Below are 23,344 nucleotides of genomic sequence, written 5' to 3'. Positions count from 1 at the left end.
AGAGTCGTTCATGACGTCCGGAACCGCGGGGACCTGAAGCTCAGCCGGGGCGGTCCGTGTCCAGCTCTTTCCGCAGCAGGCAGAACTCGTTGCCCTCCGGGTCCTGCAGCACCACCCACGACTCCGTGCCGTCCTGCCCGACGTCCGCCGGCCGCGCGCCCAGGGCCAGCAGGCGCCGCAGCTCCGTCTCCTGGTCGCCGCCCACCGGGTTCACGTCCACGTGGAGCGGGAGCTTGCCGCGGCGCGGGTGATCCGTCCGGGCCAGCACCAGCGTCGGCGGTCCGGCACCGAGCGGGACGCCCGGGAGCCCCAGCTCGAGGCCGTCGGGCTCGTGGCCGATCACCTCGTAGCCGAGCACCGCGCACCAGAACTCGGCCAGCCGGTCGGGGTCGTGGCAGTCCAGCACCAGTCCCGTGATCCGGGCGGCCATCCGGTCAGCTCCGTTCGGTCTCGCGCGCCACGTCCGCGGCCTCGTCGTCGTCCATCGCCTTGGTGTCCCGCGGCGGCAGGAAGGGCTCCTGCTGGTCTTCCTCGCGCCCCGCTTCGATGCTGCGGCCCCGGGCGAGCTCCGCGTCGAGCTCGGCGCCCAGCAGCACGGCCAGGTTCGAGATCCACAACCATACAAGGAACACGATCACGCCCGCCAGCGAACCGTAAGTCTTGTTGTACGAACCGAAATTCGCGACGTACAGCGCGAACCCGGCCGACGCCAGCACCCACAGCAGCACCGCCAGCAGACCACCCGGCGTCAGCCACTTGAAGCCCGGCTGCCGCACGTTCGGGCCCACCCAGTACAGCAGCGCGAACGCCAGGCTGACCAGCAGCGCGATCACCGGCCACTTCGCGATCTCCCACACCAGCACCCCGGTCGCGCCGAGCCCGATCAGGTCACCGAGCCGCCGCGCGACCGCGCCGGTCGCCACCACGCCCAGCGCGCACGCCCCCAGCAGCACCACGATCCCGATCGTCAGCAGCACCCGGATCGGCACCACCTTCCACACCGGACGGCCTTCCGGCATGCCGTAGATCGCGTTCGACGCCCGCATGAACGCGCCGACGTACCCCGACGCCGACCACAGCGCACCGAGCAGGCCGATGACCGCCAGCGGCCCGGCCAGGCCGCGCGAGCCCGCCAGTTCCCGGATCGCGCCGACGAGGACCTCTCTGCCCTGCCCCGGGACGACCTGCTGGACGTTGTCGATCAAGGTCTGGACCTTGTCCGGGCCGAGCAGGCCGAGCAGCGACGTGAGCACGAGGACGCCCGGGAACAGCGACAGCACCCCGTAGTAGGTCAGCGCCGCGGCCCAGTCGGTCAGGTTGTCGCGGCCGAACTGCTTGGCCGTGCGCTTCAGCACCGCACCCCACGAGCGCTTGGACAGCTCACCCGGTCCTTCGGGCGTTTTCCGTCGTCCGGCCACCGCCGTCACCTCCGCTTGGTCGGCGAGGGCATACCCCGTCCGGGAGCGGGTATTCCCCCTTCGTCCCGACGACCAGGAGGAACCCGTGACCGAGGTCAGCCGCGTGATCGACGTACCGCCCGACGCCGTGTTCGACGTCCTCGCCGACGGCTGGCTCTACGCGGGCTGGGTGGTGGGCAGCTCGCACATCCGCGACGTCGATCCCGAGTGGCCCGCGGTCGGCTCCCGGATCCACCACAGCGTGGGCCCGTGGCCGGTGCACATCCAGGACGTCACCGTGGTCCGGGCGGTGGAACCGGGCCTGTCGCTGTCGCTGGAGGCGCGCGGCTGGCCACTGGGCGCGGCGGCGGTCGGGCTGACGCTCGTCCCGCACGGCGACGGGGCCACGCTGGTCCGGATGACCGAGCACATCGTCAGCGGCATCGGCAAGGTGCTGCCCGCGGCCCTGCAGGCGCTCATCGTCAAGCCGCGCAACGTCGAGTCGCTCGCCCGCCTCGCCGACCTCGCCACCGGCAAGCACGCCCGCGCGCAGGACGGCCACCCGAGCCCGTGACGGCCACCCGGGGGCTCAGCTGTAGATCGCGCGGTGGGCCGCCCGGATGACCGCCGCGTAGCCGCCGCCGAGCCGGCCGGCGCGGGCCAGCGCCGCGCGGGCCGCGTTGGCTCCCGGGCCGCCGTGGACCGCGCCGCCCGGGTGGGCCGACGCGCCGGCCAGGAACAGCCGGTCCACCGGGGTGTCCGCGCGGCCCGTGCCCGGCACCGGCCGGAAGAACAGCTGCTGGTGGATCGCCGTGGTCCCGGCGTTGATCGCGCCGCCCACCAGCCCCGGGTTGTGCCCCGCCAGCTCGGCCGGGCCCTGCACGTACCGCGCCTTGATCAGGCCGGTGAACCCCGGCGCGTTGGCCTCGACCGTCTCCTCGATCCGCTTCGCCCGCCGCTCCAGCGCCGAGCGGTTCTCCATCGTGCCGCGCGGCACGTGCGTGTACGCCCACGCCGCTTCGGTCCCCGGCGGCGAGCGCGTCGGGTCGGTCGTGGTCATCTGGCCCAGCAGCAGGAACGGCCGGCGCGGGGTCCGGCCCCTGGCGAGCTCGCCGCCGAACGCCGCGAGCCCGTCGAGATCGGTGCCGAGGTGGACCGTGCCCGCGCCGCGGGCGGCTTCGGCGGTCCACGGGATGGGGCCGGACAGCGCCCAGTCCACCTTGACCGTCCCGCAGTCCCATTCGAACTTCCCGAGGTCCTCGACCAGCCGCGACGGCAGCCGGTCCTCGCCGACCAGCTCGCGGTACAGCAGCGGCGCCGGCACGTCGGCGAGCACGGCCTTGCGCGCCCGGACCGGGTCGCCGGCGGCGTCCCGCACGCCCAGCGCGCGCCCGCCGCCGATGAGGACCTCCCGCACCGGACGTCCACAGTGGATCTGCCCGCCGCGGGACTCCAGCCGCCGGACCAGCGCCGCGATCAGCTCGCCCGCACCGCCTTCGGGCACCGGGTAGCCCTCGTCCTGCCCGACCATCGCGAGCAGCCAGCCGAACACCGCGCTGCCCGCGTTGTCGACGGAAAGGTCGCTGTGCGCGGCGTTCCCCGCCACGAGCAGCTTCGCGCCCTCGCCGGCGAACAGCTCGTCACCGAACCGGCGGGCCGGCAGCGTCAGCATGCGCGCCAGGCGCAGCGCGTCCCCCGTCCCGGTGCGGCGCAGCAGCTTCAGCGCCGGGCGGACCGGCGGGAACGGCGTGAACAACGCGTTCAGCAGCGGTTCGCGGATTTCCCGCCACTGCTCGAACAGCGCCCGCCAGGCATCGCCGTCGCCCGGGGCGAACTCGTCGGCCGACGCCGCCGTGCGGTCGAGGTCGCGGGACAGCACCGCGCACCGGTCGTCGGGCAGCACGTGCGCCAGGACGTCGGGGGCGTGCCGCCAGCGCAGGCCGTGCTCCGCCAGCCGCAGGCCCTTGATGACCGGCGACACCGCCGAGAGCGGGTAGAACGCGCTGAACAGGTCGTTGCGGAAGCCCGGTTCGGTGACCTCGGCCGTCCGGACCGAACCGCCCGGGCGCTCGGTCGCCTCCAGCACGAGCACCGACCAGCCCGCGTCGGCGAGGACGTTCGCCGCCACCAGCCCGTTGTGCCCGGCGCCGATCACCACCGCGTCGAAGGCTTCCGCACTCACTGGCCCTCCTGCTGTTCAGGCTTGCGACTGGTGGCTCGGCCCGGCCCGGGTGAGCGAGCGGAGCCGGGCCAGTGCCCCGGAACCGCGCGGCGGAGCCAGGGGCGGGCTCGCCGCCCCCGCACCCGAGCGCAGCCCGGCGACCAGTTCGGCGATCGCGGACGCGGCGTCGTACCGAGGTTGCCAGCCCAGGACGGTCTCCGCCACCGTGGTGTCGGCGAGCGCCGCGCGATCGGCGAGCTCCAGCCAGCCGGGGTGCACCGGGAGCACGCCGCTCGCCCAGGCCGCGTGGACCGCCGCCCGCGCGAGCGGCTTCGGCACCGGGAGGCGGGTTCCCCCGAGGAGGCCGGCCAGCGCGTCGGCGCCGAGCACCTCCGGCGCGGCCAGGTTGACCGGGCCGGTGTACCCCGTGGCGAGGACCAGCCTGATCGCTTCGGCGACGTCCGAGGTGTGCACCGCCTGGGCGCGCAGGTCGTTCCACAGCGGAACCGGCAGCCGCCGTCCGCCGGCGAGCCGGGCGGGCACCGCCGGGTCGAGCAGCCAGCGGGCGAACTCCCCCGCCGCGCGCCGCTGCAGGATCGCGCACGGCCGGAGCCGGGCGAGGCCGACCTCCGGGTGCCGGGCCTCGAACCGGTCCAGCAGGGACTCCAGCGCGGCCTTGCCGCGGCTGTAGGCGCTGCGCCCGAGCCCGGTGCACGGGTGGTCTTCCCGCACCTTGTCCCAGCGCGGCGCGGGCCCGTAGGCGGCCACCGAGGAGGCGACGACCAGGTGCGGCACCCCGGCGGCCGCCGCCGCGTCGAGCACGTGCCGGGTGCCGTGGTCGTTGGTGCGCCACATCGGCGGGTCACCGCGCCGCGGCGAGATGGCCCAGGCTAGGTGGACGACGGCGTCCGCGCCGTCGAACAGCGCGGTCAGCTCGCGGCCGGCACCGCGGTCGCCGACGTCGAGCGCGCACCAGCCGGCCGAGCGGTACGGCTCGACCGCCGTGTCGGGCAGCCGCCGCGCGAGCCCGGCCACGTCGTGGCCGGGTCCGAGGGCGGCCAGCAAGGCCGTTCCGACGTTCCCGGTGGCTCCGGTGATCACGATCCGCACCCCGGACGGCTACCCGGTGCCGCGGCGGTGAAACCGCGAGACCACCCGCCGGGCCCCTTCGTAGCGTCGAGCTGCGCGTCGATGACGAACTTCGTCGCCGACCCGGGTGTAGCGCTCGCGGACGTCGCGGGTGACCTCGAGGTCGAGGTCGTCGCGGCGCACGGTCCAGCACTGCTCCCCCCTCGTGCACGCTGTGTCCGGTGTGGACGGACAGCGGCACCGGCGTGGGCGGCGGCCAGGGCAGCGGCTACGCGGTCGGCTGCAGCAGGATCTTCTGGGCGCCGTCGAGCTTCTTCTGGAAGATCTCGTACGCGCGCGGAGCCTCCTGCAGCGGCAGCTTGTGGGTGGCGAAACCCTCGACGCCGAGCGGATCGCCGTCCCCGGTGAGCACCGGCATGATGTCGTCGAGCCAGTGCCGCACGTTGGCCTGCCCCATCCGCAGCTGGACCTGCTTGTCGAACAGCTCCATCATCGGCATCGGGTCGACCATCCCGCCGTAGACGCCCGACAGCGAGATCGTGCCGCCGCGGCGGACGCTGTCGATGGCGGCGTACAGCACGCTCAGCCGGTCGATGCCGGCCTTCTCGGTGACCTTGGCGCCGATCGCCTGCGGGAGCAGGTTCACCAGGTTGTGCGCCAGCCGCCCGACCGGCGCCCCGTGCGCCTCCATGCCGACGGCGTCGATCACCGAGTCGGCGCCGCGGCCGTTCGTCAGCTGGCGGATGGTGTCGCCGATGTCCTTGTGGTCCCGGGTGTCCAGCGCGACGGCCCCGTGTTCGCGAGCCCGCGCGAGCCGCTCCGGCACGAGGTCGACGCCGATCACCTGCCCGGCCCCGCGGTGCCGCGCGATCCGGGCGCTCATCTGCCCGATCGGCCCGAGCCCGAAGACGACGACGGTGCCGTCCGCCGGGACGTTCGCGTACTCGACGGCCTGCCAGGCGGTCGGCACGACGTCGGAGAGGTAGACGAACCGCTCGTCCGGCGGGCCGTCCGGCACCTTGATCGGGCCGTAGTGCGCCTGCGGGACGCGCAGGTATTCGGCCTGGCCGCCGGGGACCTGGCCGTAGAGCTTGGTGTAGCCGAGCAGCGCGGCCCCCTTGCCCTGCTCCGTGACCTGCGTGGTTTCGCACTGCGACTGCAGGCCGCGGTCGCACATCCAGCAGTGGCCGCAGGAGATGTTGAACGGCACGACGACGCGATCCCCGGGCTTGATGTGCCGCACCTCGGGACCGACCTCTTCGACGACGCCCATGGGCTCGTGGCCGAGGATGTCGCCTTCGGTCATGAACGCCCCGAGGACTTCGTACAGGTGCAGGTCGGAGCCGCAGATCCCGGTGGAGGTGACGCGGATGACGGCGTCGGTGGCCTCCTCGATCTTCGGGTCCGGTACTTCTTCGACGCGGACGTCGCGTTTGCCGTGCCAGGTCACTGCCTTCATGGCTCTCCCTTTCCGCGTGCGGGTCTCGGCCCCGGTTTCCCGGCGGCCGGGGAGGCAAACGCGGGTCAGGTGAGCAGATCCGCCACCAGGTACACCGCCGCCGCCACCGCCGCCGCGGCCGGGAAGGTCAGGACCCAGCCCAGGACGATGTCCCTCGCGATCCCCCACCGGACCGCCGACAGCCGCCGAGTCGCGCCGACGCCCATGATCGCCGCCGTGATCACGTGCGTTGTCGAGATCGGGGCCTTCACCGCGAACGCCGTCACGTACAGCACCGACGACGCTACCGACTCCGCCACGAAACCGTGCGGTGGGTCCAGCGGGAACACCCGGCGGCCCAGGGTGCGCATGATCCGCAGGCCGCCCGAGTAGGTGCCCAGCGACAAGGCCGCCGCGCACAGCAGGGTCACCCACATCGGGACCGCGAACGTCGTCTGCTGCCCGGCCGCCACCAGGGCCAGCACGATCACGCCCATGCCCTTCTGGGCGTCCTGCAGGCCGTGGCCGAGGGCGAGCGCCGACGCCGAGACGATCTGGAAGCGGCGGAACACCCGGCCGCTGCGGTGCGGGTTCGCCCGGCGCAGGAGCCACAGCGCCGCGAGCATCGCCGCGTAGCCCAGGACCAGCCCGAGCAGCGGCGAAGCCACCATCGGGATCAGCACCTTCTCCGCGATCCCCGACCAGTGCACCGTGCTCGCCGCCGCCAGTGCCGCGCCGACCATGCCGCCGATCAGCGAGTGCGAGGACGACGACGGGAGGCCGAAGTACCAGGTGATCAGGTTCCAGGTGATCGCGCCGAGCAGCGCCGCGAAGACCACGGTGAGCGCGTCCGGCCCGGCCGGGACGTCGATGATGCCCTTGGCCACCGTCGCCGCGATCCCGGTGGACAGCAGCGCGCCGGCCAGGTTCATCACCGCCGCCAGCACCAGCGCGGCCCGCAGCGTCAACGCCCGGGTCGACACCGCGCTGGCGATCGCGTTCGCCGCGTCGTGGAAGCCGTTGGTGTAGTCGAAGACGAGCGTCAGCACGATCACCGTGACCAGGGCGGCCGTCCCCGTCACTAGGACTCCTTGACCGCGATGGTCTGCACCACGTCGGCCACGTGCTCGAAGGCGTCGGCGGCCAGCTCGAACTGCTCGACGACTTCCTTGGTCTTCAGCACCTCGAGGGCGTCCCCGCCCGGTTCGAACAGGTGGGCCAGGATCCGCCGGTAGATGCGGTCGGCCTCGTTCTCGAGCTCGTTGACCTCGATCCAGTACGGCTCGAGGTCGCCGACCTTCGCCAGGCCCGGCATCGACGACGCGGTCAGCTCCGCGCACCGGCACAGCACGCGCACCAGCACGTCCGTGCCCGGCGGGAACGCCTCGATCCGGTACAGCACCGCCAGGTCGGCCGCGGTGTCCATGAAGTCGAGCACGTCGTCGAGCTTGCCGGCGAGCGCCTGGATGTCTTCGCGGTCGAACGGCGTCACGAACGAGCTGTTCAGCTCCACCATGATCGTGTGCGTCAGCTCGTCGCCCTGGTGCTCGACCTCGTGCAGGCGCTTGGCGAGCGCTTCGCGGTCTTCGGGACGGGCCGCCACCAGTTCTCGCAGCAGCGCACTCGCGGTCACCAGGTTTCTCGCGGCATCGGTCAGCAGATCGAAGAACCGGGTGCCCCGGGGGGTGAACCGCATGGATGGAGGTCCCTTCGTCGACGCCCGGCCGTCGCGGAGCCGGGGGCCCGCGGTGGCCGGAGGTTTAACCGGCGGTGTCCGGGAACCCAAGAGAACATGAATGATCCCGGCTCCCGGGGCCCGAGACTACTGCTCCGGCCCGCACCCGGCTCGCGGACGGGAGCCGGGCGTGAAGATCGCGATGGTGGCCGAGCACGCCAATCCCCTGACGGCGCCGGGAGAAGCCGGTGCCGGTGGCCGGAACGTGCACGTCGGCGAGCTCTCGGCCGCGCTCGCGCGGGCCGGCCACGACGTCACCGTCTACACGCGCCGGGAGCGCCGCGACGAACCGCCCGAGGTCCGGGCACCCCAGGGGTTCCGGGTGGTGCACGTACCCGCCGGACCGGCGCGCCAGGAGCGCGCACTGTCCGGAACGGGCGAATTCGGCGGGTTCCTGCGCGACCGGTGGGCGGCCGAGCGGCCGGACGTGGCGCACGCGCACTTCTGGACATCGGGCGTCGCGACCGCCTTGGCGGCGAGCGCGACCGGCACCCCGGTGGTGCAGACCTTCCACGCGCTGGGCGTGGTCGAGCAGCGCCACCGCGGCGGCGGGGACACCGGCCCGGCCGACCGGATCCGGCTGGAACGGATCATCGGGCGGCGGGCCGGGCGCGTGCTCGCCACCTGCTCGGACGAGGTCTTCGAGCTGTCCCGGCTCGGCGTGCCGCGGTCGCGGATCTCGCTCGTCCCCGGCGGCGTCGACCTCGGGCGGTTCACCGCGGACGGCCCGCTCGCCCGCCGCCGGACCCCGCACCGGCTGGTCACCGTGGGCCGGCTGGTCCCGCGCAAGGGGTTCGACATCGCGATCGCCGCGCTCGCCGGGCTGCCCGGCACCGAGCTCGTCATCGCCGGCGGTCCCGACCGGCGCCGGCTCGCCGGGGACCCGGAAGCGCGGCGGCTGCGGGCTCTCGCCGCCCGGCTCGGCGTCGGCGACCGCGTGCGCTGGCCCGGCCGGGTGTCCCGAAAGGACTTGCCGGTCCTGCTGCGCTCGGCCGACGCCGTCGTCTGCACCCCGTGGTACGAGCCGTTCGGGATCGTGCCGCTGGAGGCGATGGCGTGCGGTGTCCCGGTGGTCGCGGCCGCGGTCGGCGGGCTGACCGACACCGTCGTCGACGGCGTCACCGGGCTGCTCGTCCGCCCGCGCGAGCCGAGGGAGCTGGCGTCCCGGCTCCGGCGGCTGCTCGACGACCCGGCCCTGTGCCACGCCTACGGCACCGCCGGACGCGACCGGGTGGTGGCCCGCTACTCGTGGGACCGCGTCGCCGCCGACACGCTGCGGGCCTACCAGGAGCCGGTCCCGCGACCCACCTCCGAGGCTCCTACTCCGTTCGGGTGAGTTCACTGCGCCGGAGGAGTGTGGCCGCGATCACGGGGTACCCGGCACGGACTTCGATCCAGTCAGGGGGCCCCATGCCGAACCGAGTCCTGATCAGCCGCGACAGCAAGCCCATCCCGTGCGAGGAGTGCGGCCTGCCCACCCTGCACGTGGCCCGCCTGGTGTCGGGCGACGGGGCCTTGCTGGGCCAGACGATGGTGTGCACCGCGTGCCGCCGCCACCGCACGGAGGCCGACGCCGTCGCAGTGCACTGACCCGGTCAGCGGTTTTCCAGCTTCTCCACCAGCAGGCGCGCGGGGAGGATCAGCGCGCCGAGCCCCAGCCAGGCCGGCACGCCGTCGTCCTCGGCGGAGACCAGGCGCCGCTCGAGCCGGTGCAGCAGCGCCCGGCATTCGTCGAGGTCGACCGGCTCGCCGGTCACCGCGACCGACTGGACGGCTCCGGCGAGGCGGTGCACGAGGTCAGCGAGCGCGTCCCGCGCGTCCGGCCACGGGTAGGCGAACGGGTGCTCCTGGCGCGCCGACGTCGTCCGCACGGCGGCGATGAGCTGCGCCAGCGGCGGCCACAGGGCGATGAGCGTCCGCAAGGGACGGTCGTGGCCGGCGCCGGCGGCCGGGCGGCCCCGGCGCAGGTTGAGCCGCCGGCCTTCCCGCGTCAGCCCGGCGGCGTCTTCGGCGGCCAGGACCTGGCTCCGCGCGTCGTTCGCTTGGGAGAGCAGGGAATCGACGCCTTCGGGCTCGTCGTGGCGGATCAGGCCGGACGTCGATTCCAGGAGATCCGCCAGCGCCGTCGCGAGCCGCGCGGCGGCGGTGGCGAGGCGTTCGCCGTGGAGCGGCGGGAAGATCAGGGTGTTGACCGCGACCCCGATCGCGGCGCCCAGCGCGGTTTCGAGGAGGCGGTCGCCGAGCAGCACCGGCTCGGTGGCCGTGCCGTAGGAGACCACCAGCATGCCGGTGACCCCGACCCACACCCCGGACTCGCCGAACCGCCGCCAGCTGCCGGCGAGCAGCCCGGCGAAGACGACGGCGGCGAGCGCGACGGCCTGCCACGGGATGAGCTGCCCGGCGACGGCGGCGAGCAGCACGCCGCAGCCCACCGCGCCGACCTGCTGCACCCAGCCGCGCAGTGACCGGTAGACGGTCGACTCGACGAGGAAGACGGCGGCGTAGGGAGCCAGGAACGGTTGCGGCAGGCGGAGAACGAGGGTGGCGAGCAGCCAGGCGCCGGTCGCGGCGAGGGTGGCCTTGGCGCTCTGGACGAGGACCCGCCGCTCACGACCGGGGACGCGGAGTGCGCGGGCGAGCCAGCCGAGCGGGCCCCGGCCGCGCCGGTCGTCGTCGGGCGAGGGCCCGCTGGTCCCGAGCGCGACGGTGAGCTGCCGCTTGAACCGGAGCCGCCGGCCGGAGGCCACGGCTGAAGTGGTGGGGTACCGGTCCTGGTCCGGCTGGTGCACGCGTTCTCCTGCCACTCGGGGGAACCGCGCGATTACCCCCGCGGACCGCGCGCACAAACTCGGGACGGCACCGGACAACCGATCAGGGAACGGGTCCGGTGGCTGCGCGTTTAGCCGCCGGACGACGTGGTAGCCGCCGGGGACACGCCGAAAGGAGACGCCCGTGCCCACTCCGGCCCGCTTGCCCGCCGAACCCGCTTCGCCGCGGCTTGGGGCCGACCGGCACGGCACCGCGTACCGCGAGCACGACCGGCGTTCCCCCTAGACCAGGGGCCCGCGTCCTGGCTGCAGGGACCGGCGCGGGTCCCGGCCGCGGGCCGGACGGCGGCTCCCCCAGCCCGCCGTCCGGCCCCCTTCCACTCCCCCGTTTCCCGCACCGCGCGCCGGGTATCCGGCCGCGGAGGGAAGGAGAACCCGATGTCGTCCGCCGAAATCCGCTCCCGGCGGGGAGCGTCCTGGCTCCGCCCGGTCGTGGCCGTGGCCGGGCTGCTCTACCTGGCGCTCGGCGTGGCCGGGTTCCTGACGCCGGAGACGACGGCGGTTGGGGACGAAACGACCCGCGCGGTGTGGATCTTCAGCGTGACCCCGCTGCTCAACCTGGTCCACGCGGTCGTCGGGGTGCTCGGCCTGCTCGCCGCGACCCGGCGCACCGGTTCGCTGATCTACTGCTGGGTCCTGTTCGCGGGCTTCGCCGGCATGACGGCGTACGGCGTCCTGGCCACCGCGTTCAGCACTCCCGAGGACCCGATCAACCTGAACTGGGCGGGCAACGTGCTGCACGGGCTCACCGCGCTCGGCGCACTGGCGGTCGGCGTCTTCGCCGCCCGCGCCGCCAACCGGAAGCACACCGCGTGAAGGAGGTTCCCATGCACCGCGAAAGCGACCGGCATCCGCCGCGCGCGGACGACGAGCTCAAGGCCGAGCTGCGCGGGACGTTGCAGGGCAACGGCCGGTCCCGCGCCGAGGAGTGGCGCGACCCCGAAAGCGCCCCGGACGACGACACCGGTGTCCCGCCGATCGGCGGCGGCGCATGACGACCGGCGACGTGGCGGCGGTGGGTGCGCCCGCCGTCGTCGTGCACCACCGGCTGCACGCGGACTTCGCCGTCCCGTTCGGTTGGCTGCACCGCTTGCTGGGCCCGCGCAGCGGCTTGGAGCTGGACACCGGCGGCCTGCGCGTCCGGTTCGGGCCCTGGCTGGTCGAAACGCCGCTGGCCAACCTCGCCGGCGCCGAAGCCACCGGTCCGTTCCACCCCCTGCGCGCCCTCGGCGTCCGGCTGTCACTGGCCGACCGCGGCCTGACGTTCGGCACCACCACCCGCGGCGGCGTGTGCCTCCGCTTCCGGGAGCCCGTGCCCGGCATCGACCCGTGGGGCAAGCTGCGCCACCCGGGCCTGACGGTGACGGTCGCCGAACCGGAACTGGTGGCCGCGGCGATCAACCGGATCGTGTCGTGACGACCACCCGCGTGCTCGCCGTGGCCGTCGACTGCCACCGGCCCGGGCTGCTGGCCGAGTTCTGGGCGAACGCCCTCGGGCACGGCGAGACCCGCACGTGGACCGACTCGCACGGGCTGACCTACCACCAGCTGGACTTCGACGACGGCCCCGCGCTGCTCTTCCAGCCGGTCCCGGAGGGGAAGTCCGGCAAGAACCGGCTGCACCTCGACCTGGCGCCGGTGGGACGGGACCAGCGGGCGGAGGTGGAACGGCTGGTGGTGCTGGGGGCGAAGGTCCTCGACGACCCGCCCGACGACCCGTGGGTCGTGCTCGCCGACCCGGAGGGCAACGAGTTCTGCGTTCTCCCGCCCCGCTGACTCAGGCCCGGCCGACGGGGTCGGCGGCGTAGGCGGCCAGCCGGTCGTCGAAGCCGTCCTGGGCGCCCGGGGTCCGGAAGCCCGGCGGGTCGGGCCGGCCCGGGTAGTCGCCGCGGTAGAGGTCCTTCACGAACGCCACGACCTCGTCCGGGGACGGCAGGACGTCCACGCCCAGGTAGGCGAGCGCGATGACCTCGTCGCCCGTCGCCGACTCGACCGCCGCCGACCAGCCGTCGCGCTCGTCCCACAGCAACGCAGTTTCGTGGTCCGGGAAGCGGTCGAGGCGCTGGTCGAGGGCCAGGTAGCCGCCGGCGGGGACGGCCACCTCGCAGAACCAGGCGGGTACGTCCAGCTCGGTCGCGACGGCCAGCAGGTACTGCCGCAGCCCGCGCGCCGCCGCGCCGAGCCCGTCCCGTTCGATCATCGCGCCTGCCCATCCCGTCGGTGCCTCTGCCGGGTGATACCCCGTCACCCACCCGGTCAACCTGGCCTGCCCCGGGCGGAGCAGCGCGTCACCGGTCGAGCAGGTCCAGCACGTCTTCGTCCCCGATCTGGTGGAAATCCGCGTACCACTGACCGACCGCGCGAAAGCTCGGCGGTTCGGCCACGCAGACGACGTCGTCGGCTTCGCCCCGCAGCCGCGCGGCCGCGCCGGGGGCGGCCACCGGGGTGGCGAACACCACCGTCCGCGGCCGCGCCGCGCGGAGTTCGCGCAGTGCCGCCGTCGCGGTGACGCCGGTCGCCAGCCCGTCGTCGACGAGGACGACGTCACGCCCGGCCACGCGGACCGGGGGCCGGCCGGCGCGGTAGCGCTCGAGCCGCCGGCGCGCCTCCGCCCGCTCGCGGTCCGCCGTCCGCGTCATCCGGAGCGCGGTCAGCTCCAGGGTGCGCAGGATGGCTTCGTCGTAGATCGCGGGACCGTCCGCGGTCACCGCGCCGACGCCGTATTCGCGCCGTCCCGGCGCACCGATCTTGCGCGCCACCACGACGTCCAGTTCCGCGCCGAGCCGGCGGGCGACCACGGCGGCCACCGGGACCCCGCCGCGGGCCAGCCCCAGGACCAGCGGGTCCACCCAGCTCCGGCGGCGGAGTTCGCGGGCCAGCCGCCGTCCGCCGTCGCCGCGGTCGGCGAACACCCGCGCCAGGTCGTCCCGGGCCGCCATGGGTGCTCCCTCCGCGTCATCCGCCGCTCGGGTAAGTCTGCGCCTCTTCACCCGCTTCCGGCTCCCACTGGTGCAACGGCGTGCTCGCGGTCGTCTCGTCGCAGTGCACGAACGCGTCGTACCGGGCCGACGGCACGGTCGGCACGTACCCGCCGCCGCGGTGGACGACGCCGATCGCGCGGTGCTCGCGCAGTTCCTCCGCCCACGGGGTGCCTTCGCCGAAGACGTGCAGGCTGTTCTCCCCCGGCACGGCGTCGTGCAGCAGGCCTTCGAGACTGCCCGGGCGCGCCGGCTCGACGGGCAGCCGGCGCACGGCGCCGCCCCAGTGGTCGGCGGCGAGCACCGAACCGCGGAAGGTGCCGAAGCCGACGGCGACCACGCCGTCGGCCGCGTGCCGTTCGCGGACCAGCTGGCCGAGGTTGACCATCCCGGCGGCGGCCATGTCGGTCGCGCGGGCGTCGCCGACGTGGCTGTTGTGCGCCCACACCACGGCTTTCGAACGCGGGCCGTAGGCGCGCAGCAGCCGGTCGAGCGTGTCGCTCAGGTGGCTGTCACGCGTGTTCCAGGACCGCGAACCGCCCTGAACCAGCTCCCGGTAGTACCGTTCCGCGCCCACGACGACTTCGGCGTTCTGCTCGGCGACGAACGCCGGACCGAGCCCCGGCACGCTGTCGGCGGGCGCCGCGGAGCGCAGCGCGGTCAGCAGCCGCACCACGTCCTCACGGCAGTTCTCCGGAACGAGCGCGGCGGAACCCGCGTGGTCACGCGGATCTTCACCGTAAGGCTCGAAGCAGCGGAACGCCCGCAGCGCCGTCTCGGCGTGCTCGGGCGCGTGCGCGCGGACGTAGCCGAGCACGCTGCGCAGCGACTCCCCGAGGCGGTAGACGTCGAGGCCGTGGAAGCCGCACGGCGGCCCGTCGCCGGTGGCGTTGAAGGACCGCAGCCAGGCGGCGAACTCGGCGACTTCTTCGTTGGCCCACAACCAGGTCGGCCACCGCCGGAACCCCCACAGGACCTGCCCGGCGTCGTTGGGCGCGCCCGGCGCCCCGGCGGCGCAGCAGTGCACCCGGTGGCACTCCGGCCAGTCCCCTTCGACGGCGACGAACGAGAAGTCCCGCTCGGCGAGCAGCCGCCGGGTCAGCTCGGCGCGCCACCGGTGGAACTCGGCGGTGCCGTGGGTCGCTTCGCCGAGCAGCACGATCCGGGCGTGGCCGATCCGCCGGACCAGCGGGTCGAGGTCCTGCGGGCTTCGCAGCGGTACGGCCGCTTCGCGGATCGCCGTCACTTCGTCGAGCACGGTTCCGGACATGTCAGGCGCATTCCCGTTCCGGAGCCGGCCGAAACTTCCCGCCCGAGTTCCCGCGAGCCGTGAATTCCTGTCCGAAAGCCTGTCCGGCAAAGGACTGGACCAACGAACTTTCCCTGCTACAAAGGAAAGCATCGCCCTTCAGCGCGGAAGGTGACCGATGAACCTCCTGGCTCCCCTCCTCACCCTCGTCCTGGCCGCCACCCCGGCACCCACCCCGGCACCGTCGCCGGTCGCCCCATTGGCGGTGATCTGCGACAAGTACTGCGACGCCCGGGATCCCGCCCTCTCCCCCGGTGATCGCGAAGGCGCTTCGGCGAGTGTCGGCGGGCGACGGCTCTCGCTGCACCTCGACGACGCCGACGACATGGGCTGGGCGGCGATCACCGGCGGTGCGGCCGGCGACCACGTCTGGCTGGACCGCTCGTTCGACGCCGGCCGCACGTGGGCGGGCGGCAGCAAGCTCGGCGACACCGCGACGCCGCCGGGCGCGACCGGCTGGCGGACCCTGATGCACAACGCCGACGACTGGGCGAACAAGGGCGTCGGCCTGCTGCGCGCCTGCGGGCAGCCCGCCGGCTCGGCGAGCATCGCCTGCACCGGCTGGGCGCGCCCGACGTGGAACGCCTGGGACCGCCGCACCGCGGCCGCCACCGCGCTGATGGAGCGGTACAACCTCGGCACCGGCCTGTTCGACACCACCGGCTGGTGGAACTCGGCCAACGCGCTGACCGCGATCATCGACAACGCCCGGGTGAGCGGCATGGGCAGCTACCGGTACGCGATCGACACGACGTACACGAAGAACCTCGCGGCGCAGGGCGGGAACTTCCGCAACGACTACCTGGACGACACCGCGTGGTGGGGCCTCGCGTGGGTCGACGCCTACGACCTGACCGGCGACGGCAAGTACCTCAACACCGCCCGCGCCGACGCGGACCACATGTACGCCTACTGGGACGGCGTCTGCGGTGGCGGGGTCTGGTGGAACACCAGCCGCCAGACCAAGAACGCCATCCCGAACTCGCTCTACGTCCAGCTGAACGCCGCCTTGCACAACCGGATCCCGGGCGACACGGCGTACCTGGCCCGCGCCCGGGCCGGGTGGGCGTGGTTCTCGGGCAGCGGCATGATCAACGGCTCGAACCTGGTCAACGACGGCCTGGACGTGGCCACCTGCGCGAACAACGGCCAGCCGGTCTGGACCTACAACCAGGGCGTACCGCTGGCGGCGTTGACCGAGCTGTACCGCGCGACCGGGGACGCGGCCCTGGCGGCGAAAGCCCGCGCGATGGCGAACGCGTCGACGACGAACGGCTCCCTCAACCCGGGCGGCATCCTCCGCGACCCGGGCGAGACGGCGGGTGGCGGCGGCGTGGACGGCCCGACGTTCAAGGGCGTCTACGTCCGCGACCTGGCGGTGCTGAACGCAGCGCTCCCGGACCACCCGTACACGGGCTACCTGCAGCGCCAGGCGAACTCGGCGTACGCGAACGACCGGAACAGCGCGGAAGCCTACGGCCTGCTGTGGGCGGGCCCGTTCGACCAGGCCGACTCGGCCCGGCAGCAGAGCGCGCTGGACCTGATGAACGCCGCACCCTGACCCCCGTCGTGAGTGAGAAACCGGGTTGGAACCCCGTTTCTCACTCACGACCGGTCAGAGGGTCTTCTCCAGCCGGCCCGCCAGCAGCTTGATGAACCGCGACGGGTCGGCCAGCTCGCCGCCTTCGGCGAGCAGCGCCATGCCGTAGAGCAACTCGGCCGTCTCGGCCAGCCCCTCGTCCTCCGGCCGCGCCGCGTGCGCCTCCCGCAGGCCCGTGACCAGGCCGTGCTCCGGGTTCAGCTCGAGGATGCGCTTGATCGGCGGCAGCTCCTGCCCCATCGCGCGGTACATCTTCTCCAGCGTCGGCGTCAGGTCGTGGGTGTCCCCGACGATGCAGGCCGGCGACGTCGTCAACCGCGACGAAAGCCGCACCTCCTTGACGTTCTCGCCCAGCGCCGTGCCCAGCCACGACAGCAGGCCCTCGAAGTCCTTGTTCTGCTGCTCGCGGGCGACCTCGGTGGCCTTCTTGTCCTCCTCCGACTCCAGGTCGACCTGCCCCTTGGCGATCGACTGGAACTGCTTCCCGTCGAAGCCCGGCACCGCGTCGACCCACATCTCGTCGATCGGGTCGGTCAGCACCAGCACCTCGAAGCCCTTCGCCCGGAAGGCCTCCATGTGCGGCGAGTTCTCGATGGCCGAGCGCGACTCGCCGGTCATGAAGTAGATGTGCTCCTGACCGTCCTTCATCCGCTCGACGTACTCGCGCAGCGACGTCGGCTTCTCCGCGTCACGGGTCGAGGCGAACGACGAGATCTCGAGGATGGCTTCGCGGTTCTCGAAGTCGTCGAGCAGGCCTTCCTTGACCGCCCGGCCGAACTCGCGCCAGAACGTCGCGTACTTCTCGGCGTCGGCGGTCATCATCGTCTTGACCGTCGAAAGCACCTTCTTCACCAGCCGGCGGCGGATCAGCTGGATCTGCCGGTCCTGCTGCAGGATCTCCCGCGACACGTTGAGCGAGAGGTCCTGGGCGTCGACGACCCCCTTGACGAACCGCAGGTACTCGGGGACGAGCGACTCGCAGTCGTCCATGATGAAGACGCGCTTGACGTACAGCTGCACGCCGCGCTTGCGCTCGCGCAGGAACAGGTCCATCGGCGCGTGCGAGGGCAGGAACAGCAGCGCCTGGTACTCGAAGGTCCCCTCGGCCTGCAGCCGGATCGTTTCCAGGGGGTCCTGCCAGTCGTGGCTGACGTGCTTGTAGAACTCGTGGTACTCGTCGTCGGTGACCTCGCTCGACGACCGCGCCCACAGCGCCTTCATCGAGTTGACGGTCTCGGTCTTCGGCTCCTCGCCCTCGGCGGCCTCGCCGGCCATCCGGATGGGCCAGGTGATGAAGTCCGAGTACTTCTTCACGATCTCCCGGATCTTCGCCGGGGACGTGTAGTCGTAGAGGTGGTCCTCGGCGTCCTCGGGCTTGAGGTGCAGGGTGACCGCGGTGCCCTGGGGCGCGTCCTCGACCTCCTGGATCGTGTAGGTGCCCTCGCCGGTCGACTCCCAGCGGACGCCCTCGGTGGTGCCCGCCTTGCGCGTCACCAGCGTGACCTTGTCCGCGACCATGAAGCTCGAGTAGAAGCCGACGCCGAACTGGCCGATGAGGTCCTGCGACGCCGCGGCGTCCTTCGCCTCCTTCAGCTTGGTCAGGAAGTCCGCGGTGCCCGACTTGGCGATGGTGCCGATGAGGCCGACCACGTCGTCGCGGCTCATGCCGATGCCGTTGTCGCGCACCGTGAGCGTCCGCGCCGCCGGGTCCGTCTCGAGCTCGATGCGCAGGTCGGACGTGTCCGCTTCGAGGTCCTTGTCGCGGTAGGACTCCAGCCGCAGCTTGTCGAGCGCGTCGGAGGCGTTGGACACGAGTTCGCGCAGGAACGTGTCCTTGTTCGAGTAGATCGAATGGATCATCAGCTGGAGCAGCTGACGCGCTTCCGACTGGAACTCGAGCGTCTCGATCGGGGTGGTCACGTCCGGTCCTTTCCGGTTTCTCGGCCGAAGGGTGGGTCGATCCTACCTATCCCGCCCGCGCACTTTATGAACGCAATGTAGGAGGGCCCGCGACCTGGTGTGATGCTGGCCACGCCCCGCTGCCGATCAAGGAGGATCGAGTGCCCGGACGCCTTCCCCGGTGGGCCGCCGCGTTCGCCGCGACCTGCGCCCTGACCACCGCCTTCGCCGCCCCCGCCGCCGCGGCGGGCGTCGCCGACCACCCCGTCCGCACCACCGGCTGCGGGCGCGCCCCCGGCATCCCGGCCGGAGCCACGACGGCCCGGCACGTCGTCTCGGGCGGCCTGGACCGCGAGTACACCGTCCACCTGCCCGCCCGCTACGACCCGCACCGGGCGTACCCGCTGGTGCTGTCGTTCCACGGGCACAAGCGGACGTCGCAGTACCAGGAGGAGCTGTCCGGCTTCTCGGCGCTGGACGCGATCTCGGTGTACCCCCAGGGCCTGATCGGCACGGACGGCGAGTCGGCCTGGACCGGGGCGCCCTACTCGGCCGCCGCCGACGACGTCCTCTTCACCAGCGACCTGCTGAACTCACTGCAGCGGACGCTGTGCGTCGACCCGGGCCGGATCTACGCCGCGGGCAAGTCCAACGGCGGCGGGTTCGTCGGGGTGCTGGCGTGCCGGCTGGCGGGCCGGATCGCGGCGTTCGCCCCGGTGTCGGGCGCGTTCTACCCGCAGGGCGGCGCGTGCGACCCGAGCCGCCCGGTGCCGGTGCTGGACTTCCACGGCACCGCCGACACGACCATCCCCTACACCGGCAACCCGGCCAAGGGCCTGCCCGCCATCCCGGACTGGCTGGCCGCGTGGTCCACAAGGGACGGTTGCCGGCCGAAGCCGGTGTCGTGGGCGCCGGTTCCCGGGGTCGTGGCGCAGAAGTGGCTCGGCTGCGACCGGGGTGGCGCCCTCGAGCACTACCGCGTCGAAGGCGCCGGGCACGTCTGGCCCAGCACACAGCCGAACAACGACTCGGCGACGCCGACGGTGATCGACGCGACGCCGGTCATCTGGCGGTTCTTCCGCGCGCATCCCCTGCGGTGAAACACGATTGACGCACCGCTTTCCCCTCGGCGACGATTTTCGCCGAGAGGAAAGAGGTGCGTTGTGAAGGTGCTCGTCCTGAACGCCGGTTACGAACCGCTGCAGACGGTTTCGGTGCCGCACGCGATCCGCATGCTCGTGCGGCGCGTCGCGGAGATCCACGAGGCCGAAGACGGTCTCGCGTACGGCTTGTTCCCGCGCCCGAAGGTCGTGCGGTTGCTGCGGTACGTGGTGATGAAGTGGCGATATACGCAGCCGCCGCGGTGGTCGCGCCGCGGCGTGCTCACCCGCGACGGCCACCGCTGCGCGTACTGCGGCGCCCGCGCCACGACGATCGACCACGTGGTCCCGCTGAGCCGCGGCGGCGAGCGGACGTCGTGGCTGAACACGGTCGCCGCGTGCGGCGGCCGCACCGGCAGCTGCAACGCGCGGAAGGCGGACAGGCTGCCGGCGGAGGCGGGGATGAAGCTGCGGTTCACCCCGTCCGTGCCGTCGTGGGACCAGCTGCACCGGCTCGGCGGTTGAGCCAGGCCTGCCCGTCGGCGTACCGGCGGGCAGGTCGTTAAGCTCGAACCGATCGTCCCCCGGATCCGTGTGTTCCGGGGAAGGCCGGGAGGTCGTCGTGACCGACGCAGGAGAACTGATCGCCGGGCGCTACCGGCTGACGGCGAAGGTCGGCCAAGGCGCCATGGGCGTCGTCTGGCGCGCGCGTGACGAGCGGCTCGACCGGGTCGTCGCGGTCAAGCAGCTGGACTACGACACCGCCATCGGGCAGGCCGCCGGGGAACAGGCGGCCCAGCGCGCGCTGCGCGAAGCCCGGCTCACCGCGCGCCTGCGGCACCCGCACGCCATCACCGTGCACGACGTCGTCGAGCAGGGCGGCGAGCCGTACCTGGTGATGGAGTACCTGCCGTCGCGGAGCCTGGCCGAAATCCTGCTCGACCGGGAGTGCCTGCCCGCCGACGAGGTCGCGCGCATCGGCAGGCAGGCCGCGTCGGCGCTCGCCGCGGCGCACGCCGAGGGGATCGTGCACCGGGACGTCACGCCCGGCAACGTCCTCATCGGCGAGGACGGCGTCGCCAAGATCGCCGACTTCGGCATCTCCCGGGCGACCGGCGAAGGCACGGTCACCGGCGGCGGCTTCATCGCGGGCACCCCGGCCTACCTGTCCCCCGAGGTCGCCAACGGCCGCGAAGCGGGCTTCCCGGCCGACGTCTTCTCGCTCGGCTCGACGCTCTACCGCGCGCTGGAAGGCACCCCGCCGTTCGGCACCGACGACAACCCGATCGCCCTGCTCCTGCGCGTCGCCCGCGAAGACGTCACCCCGCCCCGGCACGACGGCCCGCTCGCCGAGGTCCTCATCCGCCTGCTCCAGCGGGATCCGGCCGCGCGCCCGTCGATGGCCGAGGTCCAGCAGCTGTTCGAGGCGGTCACCGACGGCCGCCCGCTGCCACCCCCGCGCCCCCGGCCCCGCACGGGCACCCGGCTGCTGCGCGTCCGCCGCTCCCGCCGCCGCCTGGTCCTGGCCGCCGCGGCCGGCGCCGTGCTGCTGGCCGCGGGGGTGCTGATCGGGACGGCCCTGGTCCCCGGCGCGGAACAGGTGGTCGCCGCGCCGGTCACGTCCACGCCCCCAGCACCGCCGCCGCCCACCTCGACCACCGCCGACCTCGGCTGCGCGGCCGGCTACGAGGTGACGAACTCCTGGCCGGGCGGCTACCAGGTGCAGGTGACCGTCCGCAACGACCACGCCGGGGACCTGTCCGGCTGGAGCGTCCGCTGGACCCTCCCGGACGGCCACCACATCACCGGCTTGTGGAACGGCGATTACACGGTGGACGGCTCGACCGTGACGGTCGACAACGCGGCGTGGAACGCGAAACTGAACGCCGGCGCGACGACGACGTTCGGCTTCATCGCCTTGGCCCAGAGCAGCGACGCCGGCCGCCCGGCCGTCACCTGCCGGACGCTCTGACCAGCGGCTTCAGCCGCGGAGCCGGTCGAACGGCAGCCGCAGCACCTGGCCCGCCGGGACCGGTGCGTTCGCCAGCCGGATCGCGTCGAGCTCCGGGACCGTCAACGCCCGCCGGTAGAAGCGGACCTCGTCGAACGAGCCGGCCCAGCGGAACTGGTTGTCCAGCCGCTGGCCGAGCTGCAGCTGGAACGACACCGTCTGGCTCACCGAACCCGGCACCGCCGCGCCCGAAGCGATCTGCGCACCGTCGACCCACAGCAGCAGCTTCCCGCCGGTGCGCGCCAAGGCGACCTGGTGCCACGCCTGGTCGTCGTAGGCCTGCGGGGCCGTGATCGACGCGCTGCCGGCCGCCGTGGTCATCGTCGCGATCAGCCGGTGGTTCGCCGGTTCGCCGCGCAGCCACAGCTGCGGTGCCGTGCCGCCCATCCCGCCGAGCCAGAACAGCACCTGGTTGCCCTTCGCGGCGCCGTAGCGGAACCAGCCCGTCCACGTCAGGTCGCCTTCGCCAGGGGGTTGCGCCGGGTCGTAGGGCACGCGGACGTAGTCGTCGACGCCGTCCAGGGCCACCGCCCCGCCGAACCGGCCGGCCGCGAGGGAAGCGCCGCCGAGGACCCGGGCGTCCGCGTGCCCGGAAACGTCCGGTGTGGACGGTCCCGCGGAGTTCCGCCAGCCCAGAGAGGATTCGTCGAAGCGCGCGAAGCGGATCTCGTCCCGCGCGTCGACGGCGCCGCCTTCGTACATCAGCCCGATCTCCGAGCCGCTGATCCGCACCAGGTCCGAGTACCCCGACCAGTCTGTCGTGATCTGTGTGCCCTGCTCGGCGTTTTCCCACGTCCGGCCGTTGTCGTAGGACGACCGGATCATCATCCGGCGCCGCCGGTCGGTGTCCGACGGCGACGAGAACAACAGCCGGTTGCCGACGCGCAGGATCGAGCCCTGCACCATCGGCGTCACCAGGTCGGGGATGGTGGTGAAGGACCTGGTGAACGTCTCGCCGCCGTCGCGGCTGATCGCGTAGTCGCGGTTGCCGATGTCGGTGCCGCCCTGCTCGCGGCCGCCGGCGTAGATCGAACCGTCGGGCAGCTCGACGACGGTGACTTCGGACGGTTTCTGGGTGTACGTCCCGCCGACCGGGTGCGGGTAGCTGTCGACGGCGCCGACGTGCCAGCTGCGCCCGCCGTCGTCGCTGTAGACGAGCCCGGCGTGGTTTTCGATCGAATGCGTGCCGTCGCTGGTTTCCGCGTTGACGCCGAACACGAGCCGGCCGGCGTGCTTGCCGCGGGTCAGCTGGATGCCGTGCACCGGACCGGACGCGTACCACGAATCCCAGTTCGGCAGCTTCGCCTGGGCGCTGATGTCGACGGGCGTGGACCAGGTCAGGCCGTCGTCGTCGCTGTACTGCGAGTGCGGCGTGCGCGGGCACGGGACGTCGCAGGCCTTGTCGTCGGTGCGGCCCTTGTTGTACGTCGTGATCAGCACGATCCGGCCGGTGCGACTGTCCACTACGGGCACCGGGTTGCCGTGCGTGTCCCCGCCGCCGCGGTTGACCACCCGCAGCGGCGACCACGTCCGGCCGCCGTCGGTGGACCGCTTGAGCACGAGGTCGATGTCGCCGGTGTCGCCGCAGTTGTCGATGCGGCCCTCGGCGAAGGCGAGCAGCGTGCCGTGCGTCGATTCCACGATCGCCGGGATCCGGAAGCAGCTGTACCCCGGGTCCTGCGAAGCCTTGAACAGCACCTGCTGGTCGAACGTCGGCGCGGCTTGCGCCGGGCTCGCGGCGAGCAGCGAGCCCGCCACCAGGGCCACCAGCGCGGCCCAGTTCCCCAGTGTTCTCATGG

Annotated in this window: 24 protein-coding genes; 11 read left to right on the top strand and 13 right to left on the bottom strand. The window is 73.2% G+C overall.

The window, feature by feature from the left end; translation table 11 throughout:
- Positions 1-40: 40 nt before the first annotated feature.
- Positions 41-430 (bottom strand): VOC family protein, encoded by a 390-nt coding sequence (locus AB5J73_RS31940; RefSeq protein WP_370962404.1) that lies wholly within the window; start codon positions 428-430, stop codon positions 41-43.
- A gap of 4 nt (positions 431-434) precedes the next feature.
- The gene (locus AB5J73_RS31935) at positions 435-1,418 is read right to left on the bottom strand and encodes a YihY/virulence factor BrkB family protein (RefSeq protein WP_370962403.1); all 984 of its coding nucleotides are present in this window, start codon (positions 1,416-1,418) and stop codon (positions 435-437) included.
- Between the two features lie 85 nt (positions 1,419-1,503).
- Here AB5J73_RS31935 and AB5J73_RS31930 point away from each other — a divergent pair, with 85 nt between their 5' ends.
- A complete protein-coding gene (locus AB5J73_RS31930; protein ID WP_370962402.1) occupies positions 1,504-1,971 on the top strand; it encodes an SRPBCC family protein in 468 nt (155 codons plus the stop codon).
- Between the two features lie 15 nt (positions 1,972-1,986).
- On the opposite strand, the gene AB5J73_RS31925 is transcribed toward AB5J73_RS31930, so the two are convergent.
- The 5 genes from AB5J73_RS31925 to AB5J73_RS31905 form a co-directional block, all read right to left on the bottom strand.
- Complete coding sequence (locus tag AB5J73_RS31925; RefSeq protein ID WP_370962401.1) at positions 1,987-3,579, bottom strand: phytoene desaturase family protein; 1,593 nt, start codon at positions 3,577-3,579, stop codon at positions 1,987-1,989.
- 15 nt (positions 3,580-3,594) lie between these two features.
- Entirely contained in the window at positions 3,595-4,668 is a 1,074-nt protein-coding gene (locus AB5J73_RS31920) for an NAD-dependent epimerase/dehydratase family protein (protein WP_370962400.1), read from the bottom strand.
- A 247-nt stretch (positions 4,669-4,915) separates the two neighbouring features.
- Complete coding sequence (locus tag AB5J73_RS31915) at positions 4,916-6,106, bottom strand: zinc-dependent alcohol dehydrogenase (protein WP_370962399.1); 1,191 nt, start codon at positions 6,104-6,106, stop codon at positions 4,916-4,918.
- A 65-nt stretch (positions 6,107-6,171) separates the two neighbouring features.
- Complete coding sequence (locus tag AB5J73_RS31910; protein ID WP_370962398.1) at positions 6,172-7,167, bottom strand: anion permease; 996 nt, start codon at positions 7,165-7,167, stop codon at positions 6,172-6,174.
- Positions 7,167-7,781 (bottom strand): DUF47 domain-containing protein, encoded by a 615-nt coding sequence (locus tag AB5J73_RS31905; protein WP_290061598.1) that lies wholly within the window; start codon positions 7,779-7,781, stop codon positions 7,167-7,169. Before AB5J73_RS31905 ends, AB5J73_RS31910 begins: the two co-directional genes overlap by 1 nt.
- A 169-nt stretch (positions 7,782-7,950) precedes the next feature.
- On the opposite strand from AB5J73_RS31905, the gene AB5J73_RS31900 reads away from it, so the two are divergent.
- Complete coding sequence (locus AB5J73_RS31900) at positions 7,951-9,156, top strand: glycosyltransferase (RefSeq protein ID WP_370962397.1); 1,206 nt, start codon at positions 7,951-7,953, stop codon at positions 9,154-9,156.
- Between the two features lie 74 nt (positions 9,157-9,230).
- Positions 9,231-9,410, top strand: a complete 180-nt coding sequence (locus tag AB5J73_RS31895) for a hypothetical protein (RefSeq protein ID WP_370962395.1) — start codon at positions 9,231-9,233, stop codon at positions 9,408-9,410.
- Between the two features lie 5 nt (positions 9,411-9,415).
- Here AB5J73_RS31895 and AB5J73_RS31890 read toward each other — a convergent pair whose 3' ends face one another.
- Positions 9,416-10,609, bottom strand: a complete 1,194-nt coding sequence (locus AB5J73_RS31890; protein ID WP_370962394.1) for an aromatic acid exporter family protein — start codon at positions 10,607-10,609, stop codon at positions 9,416-9,418.
- A gap of 417 nt (positions 10,610-11,026) precedes the next feature.
- On the opposite strand from AB5J73_RS31890, the gene AB5J73_RS31885 reads away from it, so the two are divergent.
- Genes AB5J73_RS31885 through AB5J73_RS31870 form a run of 4 tightly spaced genes read left to right on the top strand, consistent with a single transcriptional unit; the run spans position 11,027 to position 12,424 of the window.
- Positions 11,027-11,464 (top strand): DUF4383 domain-containing protein, encoded by a 438-nt coding sequence (locus AB5J73_RS31885; RefSeq protein ID WP_370962393.1) that lies wholly within the window; start codon positions 11,027-11,029, stop codon positions 11,462-11,464.
- A gap of 11 nt (positions 11,465-11,475) precedes the next feature.
- Complete coding sequence (locus tag AB5J73_RS31880; RefSeq protein ID WP_370962391.1) at positions 11,476-11,643, top strand: hypothetical protein; 168 nt, start codon at positions 11,476-11,478, stop codon at positions 11,641-11,643.
- Positions 11,640-12,065 (top strand): hypothetical protein, encoded by a 426-nt coding sequence (locus AB5J73_RS31875; protein WP_370962390.1) that lies wholly within the window; start codon positions 11,640-11,642, stop codon positions 12,063-12,065. The genes AB5J73_RS31880 and AB5J73_RS31875 overlap by 4 nt, the downstream gene beginning before the upstream one ends.
- The gene (locus tag AB5J73_RS31870) at positions 12,062-12,424 is read left to right on the top strand and encodes a VOC family protein (RefSeq protein WP_370962389.1); all 363 of its coding nucleotides are present in this window, start codon (positions 12,062-12,064) and stop codon (positions 12,422-12,424) included. The genes AB5J73_RS31875 and AB5J73_RS31870 overlap by 4 nt, the downstream gene beginning before the upstream one ends.
- A 1-nt stretch (position 12,425) precedes the next feature.
- Here AB5J73_RS31870 and AB5J73_RS31865 read toward each other — a convergent pair whose 3' ends face one another.
- From AB5J73_RS31865 to AB5J73_RS31855, 3 genes are all read right to left on the bottom strand, one after another.
- Positions 12,426-12,848 (bottom strand): DUF6292 family protein, encoded by a 423-nt coding sequence (locus AB5J73_RS31865; protein ID WP_370962388.1) that lies wholly within the window; start codon positions 12,846-12,848, stop codon positions 12,426-12,428.
- 88 nt (positions 12,849-12,936) lie between these two features.
- Complete coding sequence (locus tag AB5J73_RS31860; RefSeq protein ID WP_370962387.1) at positions 12,937-13,587, bottom strand: phosphoribosyltransferase; 651 nt, start codon at positions 13,585-13,587, stop codon at positions 12,937-12,939.
- A gap of 16 nt (positions 13,588-13,603) precedes the next feature.
- Positions 13,604-14,896: an erythromycin esterase family protein gene (locus AB5J73_RS31855; protein WP_370962386.1), complete on the bottom strand. Its 1,293-nt coding sequence runs from the start codon at positions 14,894-14,896 to the stop codon at positions 13,604-13,606.
- Positions 14,897-15,053: 157 nt separating this feature from the next.
- Between AB5J73_RS31855 and AB5J73_RS31850 the strand changes: the two genes are divergently transcribed.
- Positions 15,054-16,496, top strand: coding sequence for a glycoside hydrolase family 76 protein (locus AB5J73_RS31850; RefSeq protein WP_370962385.1), 1,443 nt, complete (start codon positions 15,054-15,056; stop codon positions 16,494-16,496).
- 54 nt (positions 16,497-16,550) lie between these two features.
- On the opposite strand, the gene htpG is transcribed toward AB5J73_RS31850, so the two are convergent.
- On the bottom strand, positions 16,551-18,455 hold the full coding sequence (htpG, locus tag AB5J73_RS31845; RefSeq protein ID WP_370962384.1) for a molecular chaperone HtpG: 1,905 nt from the start codon (positions 18,453-18,455) through the stop codon (positions 16,551-16,553).
- A gap of 140 nt (positions 18,456-18,595) precedes the next feature.
- Here htpG and AB5J73_RS31840 point away from each other — a divergent pair, with 140 nt between their 5' ends.
- From AB5J73_RS31840 to AB5J73_RS31830, 3 genes are all read left to right on the top strand, one after another.
- Positions 18,596-19,534 carry a PHB depolymerase family esterase gene (locus tag AB5J73_RS31840; RefSeq protein ID WP_370962383.1) on the top strand — a complete coding sequence of 313 codons (939 nt, stop codon included), beginning with the start codon at positions 18,596-18,598 and terminating at the stop codon, positions 19,532-19,534.
- A 63-nt stretch (positions 19,535-19,597) separates the two neighbouring features.
- Complete coding sequence (locus tag AB5J73_RS31835; protein WP_370962382.1) at positions 19,598-20,059, top strand: HNH endonuclease; 462 nt, start codon at positions 19,598-19,600, stop codon at positions 20,057-20,059.
- Between the two features lie 97 nt (positions 20,060-20,156).
- Entirely contained in the window at positions 20,157-21,506 is a 1,350-nt protein-coding gene (locus AB5J73_RS31830; RefSeq protein ID WP_370962381.1) for a protein kinase, read from the top strand.
- Positions 21,507-21,515: 9 nt separating this feature from the next.
- On the opposite strand, the gene AB5J73_RS31825 is transcribed toward AB5J73_RS31830, so the two are convergent.
- Positions 21,516-23,342, bottom strand: a complete 1,827-nt coding sequence (locus tag AB5J73_RS31825; RefSeq protein ID WP_370962379.1) for an exo-alpha-sialidase — start codon at positions 23,340-23,342, stop codon at positions 21,516-21,518.
- Positions 23,343-23,344: the final 2 nt, after the last annotated feature.

Origin of the sequence: Amycolatopsis sp. cg9, from assembly GCF_041346945.1 — a bacterium.
In the GTDB taxonomy this organism is placed as follows: domain Bacteria; phylum Actinomycetota; class Actinomycetes; order Mycobacteriales; family Pseudonocardiaceae; genus Amycolatopsis.
The sequence above is the reverse complement of the archived record's forward strand: the minus strand, read 5'-3'. Positions and strand labels throughout refer to the sequence as shown.

Excerpts from the sequence above, each read along its gene's own strand:
- AB5J73_RS31865 (WP_370962388.1), bottom strand. The coding sequence starts at position 12,848 with ATGATCGAACGGGACGGGCTCGGCGCGGCGGCGCGCGGGCTGCGGCAG.
- AB5J73_RS31875 (WP_370962390.1), top strand. The coding sequence starts at position 11,640 with ATGACGACCGGCGACGTGGCGGCGGTGGGTGCGCCCGCCGTCGTCGTG.
- AB5J73_RS31850 (WP_370962385.1), top strand. The coding sequence starts at position 15,054 with ATGAACCTCCTGGCTCCCCTCCTCACCCTCGTCCTGGCCGCCACCCCG.
- AB5J73_RS31825 (WP_370962379.1), bottom strand. The coding sequence starts at position 23,342 with ATGAGAACACTGGGGAACTGGGCCGCGCTGGTGGCCCTGGTGGCGGGC.
- AB5J73_RS31880 (WP_370962391.1), top strand. The coding sequence starts at position 11,476 with ATGCACCGCGAAAGCGACCGGCATCCGCCGCGCGCGGACGACGAGCTC.
- AB5J73_RS31905 (WP_290061598.1), bottom strand. The coding sequence starts at position 7,781 with ATGCGGTTCACCCCCCGGGGCACCCGGTTCTTCGATCTGCTGACCGAT.
- AB5J73_RS31885 (WP_370962393.1), top strand. The coding sequence starts at position 11,027 with ATGTCGTCCGCCGAAATCCGCTCCCGGCGGGGAGCGTCCTGGCTCCGC.
- AB5J73_RS31915 (WP_370962399.1), bottom strand. The coding sequence starts at position 6,106 with ATGAAGGCAGTGACCTGGCACGGCAAACGCGACGTCCGCGTCGAAGAA.
- AB5J73_RS31860 (WP_370962387.1), bottom strand. The coding sequence starts at position 13,587 with ATGGCGGCCCGGGACGACCTGGCGCGGGTGTTCGCCGACCGCGGCGAC.
- AB5J73_RS31855 (WP_370962386.1), bottom strand. The coding sequence starts at position 14,896 with ATGTCCGGAACCGTGCTCGACGAAGTGACGGCGATCCGCGAAGCGGCC.
- AB5J73_RS31940 (WP_370962404.1), bottom strand. The coding sequence starts at position 430 with ATGGCCGCCCGGATCACGGGACTGGTGCTGGACTGCCACGACCCCGAC.
- AB5J73_RS31895 (WP_370962395.1), top strand. The coding sequence starts at position 9,231 with ATGCCGAACCGAGTCCTGATCAGCCGCGACAGCAAGCCCATCCCGTGC.